The 5,930-nt window shown below is 69.7% G+C and carries 3 protein-coding genes; 2 read left to right on the top strand and 1 reads right to left on the bottom strand.

Annotation, left to right across the window (positions count from 1 at the left end; genetic code table 11):
• Window positions 1–154: 154 nt before the first annotated feature.
• Complete coding sequence (locus tag Q0116_RS03240; RefSeq protein ID WP_297885463.1) at window positions 155–853, bottom strand: DUF1405 domain-containing protein; 699 nt, start codon at window positions 851–853, stop codon at window positions 155–157.
• Between the two features lie 107 nt (window positions 854–960).
• On the opposite strand from Q0116_RS03240, the gene Q0116_RS03235 reads away from it, so the two are divergent.
• Complete coding sequence (locus tag Q0116_RS03235; protein WP_297885461.1) at window positions 961–5,079, top strand: ATPase, T2SS/T4P/T4SS family; 4,119 nt, start codon at window positions 961–963, stop codon at window positions 5,077–5,079.
• A 27-nt stretch (window positions 5,080–5,106) separates the two neighbouring features.
• Window positions 5,107–5,930: type II secretion system F family protein (locus Q0116_RS03230; RefSeq protein ID WP_297885459.1), on the top strand; the 824-nt coding region annotated here is incomplete at its 3' end.

Here is a 5,930-nt window from a genome sequence, read left to right as displayed (position 1 = left end):
TCCGATTCCGGTTCGAATCCCGTCGCGCCCGTGACGGAGCGAAGCGAAGTCACGGGCGCGACTGGCTCCACGCTCGCTCACTGCGTTCGCTCGCGTGGATCCCGCCGCGCCCTCGCAAACTGGTTTAACATCTCTTCCCGGCCGCTCGAACGACTTATCTCGAGTCCTCGCCGAGTCGTCGGAACGACCGCGACGCGAGCGCGACCGCACCGACCGCTATCGCGAGCGTCGCGGCCGCCAGCCTCAGGCCGGGTTCGTACAACAGGGGTGGGTGGTAGCCGACCCAGTAGTCGACGAGCGTGTTCACGACGCCGAGGCCCAGCGCCGCGGCGAGCGCGCCGCGGGTCGTCCGACCGAACGCGGGGAACAGGAGCGCGAGCCCGACGAACAGCAGGTGCGTGCCGATCACGCCCCAGTAGTAGATCCAGGCGTCCGGCGCGGCGACGTACTCACTGAACGCGAGGTTCAGCGAGACGAGCGGCCAGAGGCCGAACTGGACCAGCCAGACGAACGCGAGCGTGTGGAGGTACGCCAACCCCCGCGAGGTCGGCGCGTCGACGGTGACGTCGCCGCCGCGCCGCACTGTCGACGCGACGCTCGCGAGGACGCCGCCGCCGAGCGCGACCGCGACCGCGGAGTCGGCGTACAGCGGCCAGAGGGCGACCGGCACCTCGTCCGCCGTCGGCGCGTAGTAGCCGACCCCCACGGCGAACATGAAGGCGGTGAACGCGCAGACGACGGCGAGGCTCCGCGGCGTCCCGAGCAGCTCCTCGGCCACCGCCGCCCGGACCCGCCGCCTGATCGCGGGCCGTCGAAGTCGCCGGAGCCGTCGGAATCGATCGGCGGGTGACACGGCCGTGTATCGGTGCGCGGGGGATTAAAATCCGCCCGTCACGCTCGATTATCAATCGCGGTGTTTTGCGAGACACCTTTTTGAACGAAAACGCTGTAGCCGCGATCATGGACAGCGAGGACGCAGAGCGGTCCGCCCCCCCATCCGGTACTGAGGGCGATCGCTCGGCGTCCGACGCGGGCGGCTCCGGGGACGGAGACGCCGACTCGAACGCGACGGAAACGGACGTGGCGGACGCAGATACGGTGGAGACGGCCGACACGGACGTAGACCCAGTACAGATCGACGCGACTGGCGCAGACGCGAGCGAACCCGAAGAGAGCGACAGCGGCTCGGACGCGACGGACGGCGACGGGGAGCCGTCGGATGCGGACGCCACGGACCCGGACGCGGCGGATTCAGACGCAACTGACTCGGACGTAACGGACGAGGGGTCTCCCGTCGTCACCGACCGGTACACTTGGCGGTCGCTGCTCGCGGAGCGGGGACACGAGGCGGCCGCGGAGCGCGTGTACGCCGACGTACCGAACGTGCCGGCGGTCCCCGCCGACGGCGTCGCGCTCCACCGCCCGGACGGCGTCGGCGGGGTCGTCCGCGCCGCGGGCGTCGACGAGCCGTTCGAGGCGGACGGCGAGACCGCGGTCCCCGGCCACGGCACCCCGGAGCGGGGCACGCTTGTGGTCGGACCCGACGTCGTCGTCCTCGACGGGACCGCCGTCGTCCCGACCGGGGAACGGCGAGCGACGGCCGTACCGGTCGACGGCGCCGAAGGCGACGGTCCCGACGACGACCGCTCTGCGGCCGACACCGAAGCCGAGGCGGCGGAGAACGCGGACCCCGAAACCGAGGACGACGCGGACGCAGATCCCGACGACGAGACGGTAACGGTGGAGTCGGAGAGCGGCGCTCCGGAACCGGACGATGGCGAGAGCGCGGACACGGACGCGGATGACGCCGACGAGCGGGCGGACGCGGCGGAATCCGACGGGGACGCAGAACCCGGCGACGACGCTGGTTCCGGCGCAGAAACCGATACCGAAGAGGCCGAACGCCACGTTCCGGCTCCGGACACCGTCTTCGACGGTCCGGTCGGCCGCGGTGGCGTCTCCGGCGTCGTCGTCGCGTCCGGGGACGACGTCGAGTCGGTTCCGTCCCGCCCGCCGACCGCCGAGGAGTGGGGCCGGGTCGAGTTCGACCCGGCGACGCCGCTCGGGTTCGACCCGAGCGAGACGGAGTACCGCTTCCGGGCCGCCGCGGCGGTCGGCGACGTCCTCTGGGACCTGTGTGCCGCCCGGTACGACCCCTACTCGGTCCCCGTGTTGAAGGGGTACTACACGTGGGACGACTACCGCGAGGAGTTCTTCCTCGACGAGGACGGGAACCCGCCGACCGAGGAGAACGAGGAGGGCGAGGCGGTACCGCTGGAGTTCACGCACGAGGACAAGACCGAGGCCCTCGGCTTCGACCCGGACCGCACGGAGGCGCTGCTCGGCGCGGGCGGCGAGGCCGCGGCCGACCTCGCGGACCTCGTCGACGAGCGCACCGTGGACGTGAACCCCGAGGTCGACGAGGACGCCTTCTTCTCGACGTCGGAGGGGTACACCACGCTGACGAACCGGTACGACCTGGAGAAGGCGGTCCCGATGCCGAAGAAGACGCACTTCCGCGAGGAGGAGCGCTACTGGGTGAACAAGCCGTACGCGTTCGTCATCGTCTTCCGCTCCCGGAAGGAGAACGAGGCGAAGTACTACGCCGTCCAGCCCTACCGGACGGAGATCGAGACGGACCTCACGGAGTTCCTCACCGGCAAGCTCCGGACCTCGATCAAGTACGCCGACGAGTCGATCGCGGGCGGCGACGAGGCGTTCCGCGAGGAGGTGATCGTCGACGAGGCGCGCTCGCTGCTCGATCGGTACGGGCTCTACGAGGACGACGCCGACGAGCGCGGACTCGCGGACACGCTGGTGGATCGGTTCGGCGTCGACCCCACCGAGGGGATCGCCGGCCGGATCGCGGAGTCGCTCGGGTACGAGCCCCCGGTCGAGTCGCCGGCCGACCCGCCCAAGATCAGCGCTCGGCCCGAGCCCGCGGTGCTCGCGGAGGACGCCCGGACCCTATCCGACCATCAGGTCGAGAAGCTGCTGTACTACCTCAAGCGCGACTTCGTGGGGTACGAGCGGATCGACCCGATCAAGTACGACATCAACGTCGAGGACATCTCCTGTGACGGGTACAACTCCCCCGTCTTCGTCTACCACTCCGAGTACGAGCAGATCATCTCGAACATCCACCACGGCACCGACGAGCTGGACGACTTCGTCGTGAAGCTCGCGCAGCGGTCCGGGAAGGGGATCTCGAAGCGCAGACCGCAGGTCGACGCCACGCTGCCGGACGGCTCTCGCGCGCAGCTCACGCTCGGCCGCGAGGTCTCCGACCACGGGACCAACTACACGATCCGCCAGTTCAACGACGTCCCGTTCACCCCGATCGACCTGATCAACTGGAAGACGTTCTCGCTCGACGAGATGGCGTTCCTCTGGCTCTCCATCGAGAACCACAAGAGCCTGATCTTCGCGGGCGGGACGGCCTCCGGGAAGACGACGAGCCTGAACGCGGTGTCCCTCTTCATCCCCTCGAACGCGAAGATCGTCTCCATCGAGGACACCCGCGAGGTCGAACTGCCCCAGCGTAACTGGATCGCCTCCGTCACGCGCCCCTCCTTCTCCGACGACGACAAGGGCGACATCGACGAGTTCGACCTCCTTGAGGCCGCGCTCCGACAGCGCCCGGACTACATCGTGATGGGCGAGATCCGCGGCGAAGAGGGCCGGACCGCCTTCCAGGTGATGTCGACCGGCCACACCACCTACACCACGTTCCACGCCGACTCCGTCGGCGAGGTGCTCAAGCGGTTCACCACCGACCCGATCAACGTCTCGAAGACGATGTTCACGGCGCTCGATCTGGTCTCGATCCAGACATCCACCCGCGTCCAGGGCAAGAAGGTGCGCCGGAACAAGTCGATCACCGAGATCAACCACTACGACGCCGAGAACGACGAGATCAACGTCCAAGACGTGTTCCAGTGGCAGGCGGAGACGGACGAGTTCCTCCAGATGGGCGACTCGAACACCCTCGAAGACATCATGTTCGACCGCGGCTGGAGCCGGGCGACCCTCGACGAGGAGCTCCGCAAGCGGCGGGTCGTGTTAGCGTACCTCATTGACCGCGGGCTCAACAGCTACGCGCAGGTGGCGGCGACGTTCCAGGCGTTCATCAACGACCCGGAGACCGTGCTGGCGCTGATGGCCAACGACGAGCTGGAGCGCTCGCTGGAGGACCTCCGCGAGATGGAGTCCGTGCTGATCAACGTCGACCGCGAGAAGGAGGAGCTGGTCCCCCGCCCGACGCCCGACGACGACGGCGAGACGGAGGCCGCGGAGATACTCGACGCGGCCGAGGGCCTGTTCGAGACGTACCGCGGCGAGGTCCCGGACTCCGTCGCCGACGCCCTCCTGGAGATGAACCACGCGGGCGACGTCGAGGCCGTTCCGACTGGCGACCGCGAGGCGCTCGCCGAGACGGCCCGCGAGGCGGACGCCGCGGACGAAAGCCCGCTCGGGCCGGAGCCCGAAGCGGACGCCGGCGAGGCAGACGGTCCGGACGCGACGCGGCGGCCCGCCGACGCGGAGGGCCCGAGCCCGACGCGGCAACCCGGAGAGAGACGGCCGCCTTCCGGCGCGCCCTCGGCCTCTCCCGACGACGACTTCGGAGGCGTCGCCGAGGCGGCCGGCGACGGCTCCGGCGAGCCGAGCGACATCGACTTCGGGGAGCCGTTCGACGAGGGGGTCGACGTCCTCTCGTCGCCGGCGGAGCCGTCCGAGCGGGACCCGCACCGCGACGCGGACGCGTCGGCCGACGTGAGCGAGGGGTTCAGCGCCGCGGAGCCCGTCGCGAGCGACCGCGACGAAGCCGACAGCGGTCGGACGACGCCCGACGACGCGGCGGAGAGCGTCGACGAATCGGGCGAAGACGACGTCGCGGACGCGTTCGAGAGCGGAGACGAACCCGAGGTCGATACCGACGAGCCGGACGACGGCGACGAGGAGGACGCGACCGAGAGCGCGGACGGCGGAGACTCCTCCGAGAGCGACGCCGCCGACGAGCCAGACGAGGACATCGGCGACTGGGGGTTCGGCACGGTCGAGCCCGCGGAGGACGGGTGACGCCATGTCCGGCGTGAGGGCCGAGCCGTGAGCCTCGACGTGGACGCGGGCGACGGCGGCGTGGACGCGAACGTCCTCGCGGAGCTGTGTTACCCGGTGTTCGAGCTGCTGTTCGACGAGGACGGCGACTTCGTCGGGGACGTGGAGCGCAAGCTGTCGGAAGCCCGGATGCCCGACCAAGTCGAGATGTACGTCTCGCTGGCGCTGGCGGTCGGCATCCTCGTCGGCGGGGCGCTCTGGGCGGTCGGCACGCTGGTCGGCTACGGCGTGTTCTCGCTCGGCCTCATCGACCCGGAGGCGCTCTCGCTCGGGGTCCCGGCGCCGACGCCGGGGATCCAGACGCTGCTCCGCTCGCTCGTCGTGCCGACGGCGGTGCTGCTCAGCGGGCTCGTCTTCGGCTCGATCGGGTTCGCGGTCGGGTTCGGCGGGGTCGTCGCGGTCCCGTACTCGCGGGCCTCCTCGCGGAAGCGGGAGATCAACCTCCTGCTCGCGGACTCCGTCTCGTTCATGTACGCGCTCTCCGTCGGCGGGCTGAACCAGCTCGAGATCCTGCGCGCGATGGCGACCGCCGAGGACACGTACGGCGAAGTGTCTCGGGAGTTCCAGAGCATCGTCAACGAGACGGAGTACTTCGGCACCGACTACCGCAACGCGATCCGCCAGCAGTCGATGGAGACGCCCTCCGACGAGCTCTCGCAGTTCCTCGCGGACATGCTCTCCATCGTCAACTCCGGCGGCGACATGGAGAGCTTCCTGAAGGACAAAAAGGAGAAACACCTCCGCACGTCGAAACAGGAGCGCGAGATGACGCTGGAGACGCTGGAGCTGTTCGGCGAGATGTACATGACGCT

Source organism: uncultured Halorubrum sp. (assembly GCF_937146585.1).
In the GTDB taxonomy this organism is placed as follows: Archaea; Halobacteriota; Halobacteria; order Halobacteriales; family Haloferacaceae; genus Halorubrum; species Halorubrum miltondacostae.
Note: the sequence above shows the minus strand (reverse complement) of the source record. Positions and strands in the feature narration are given on the sequence as shown.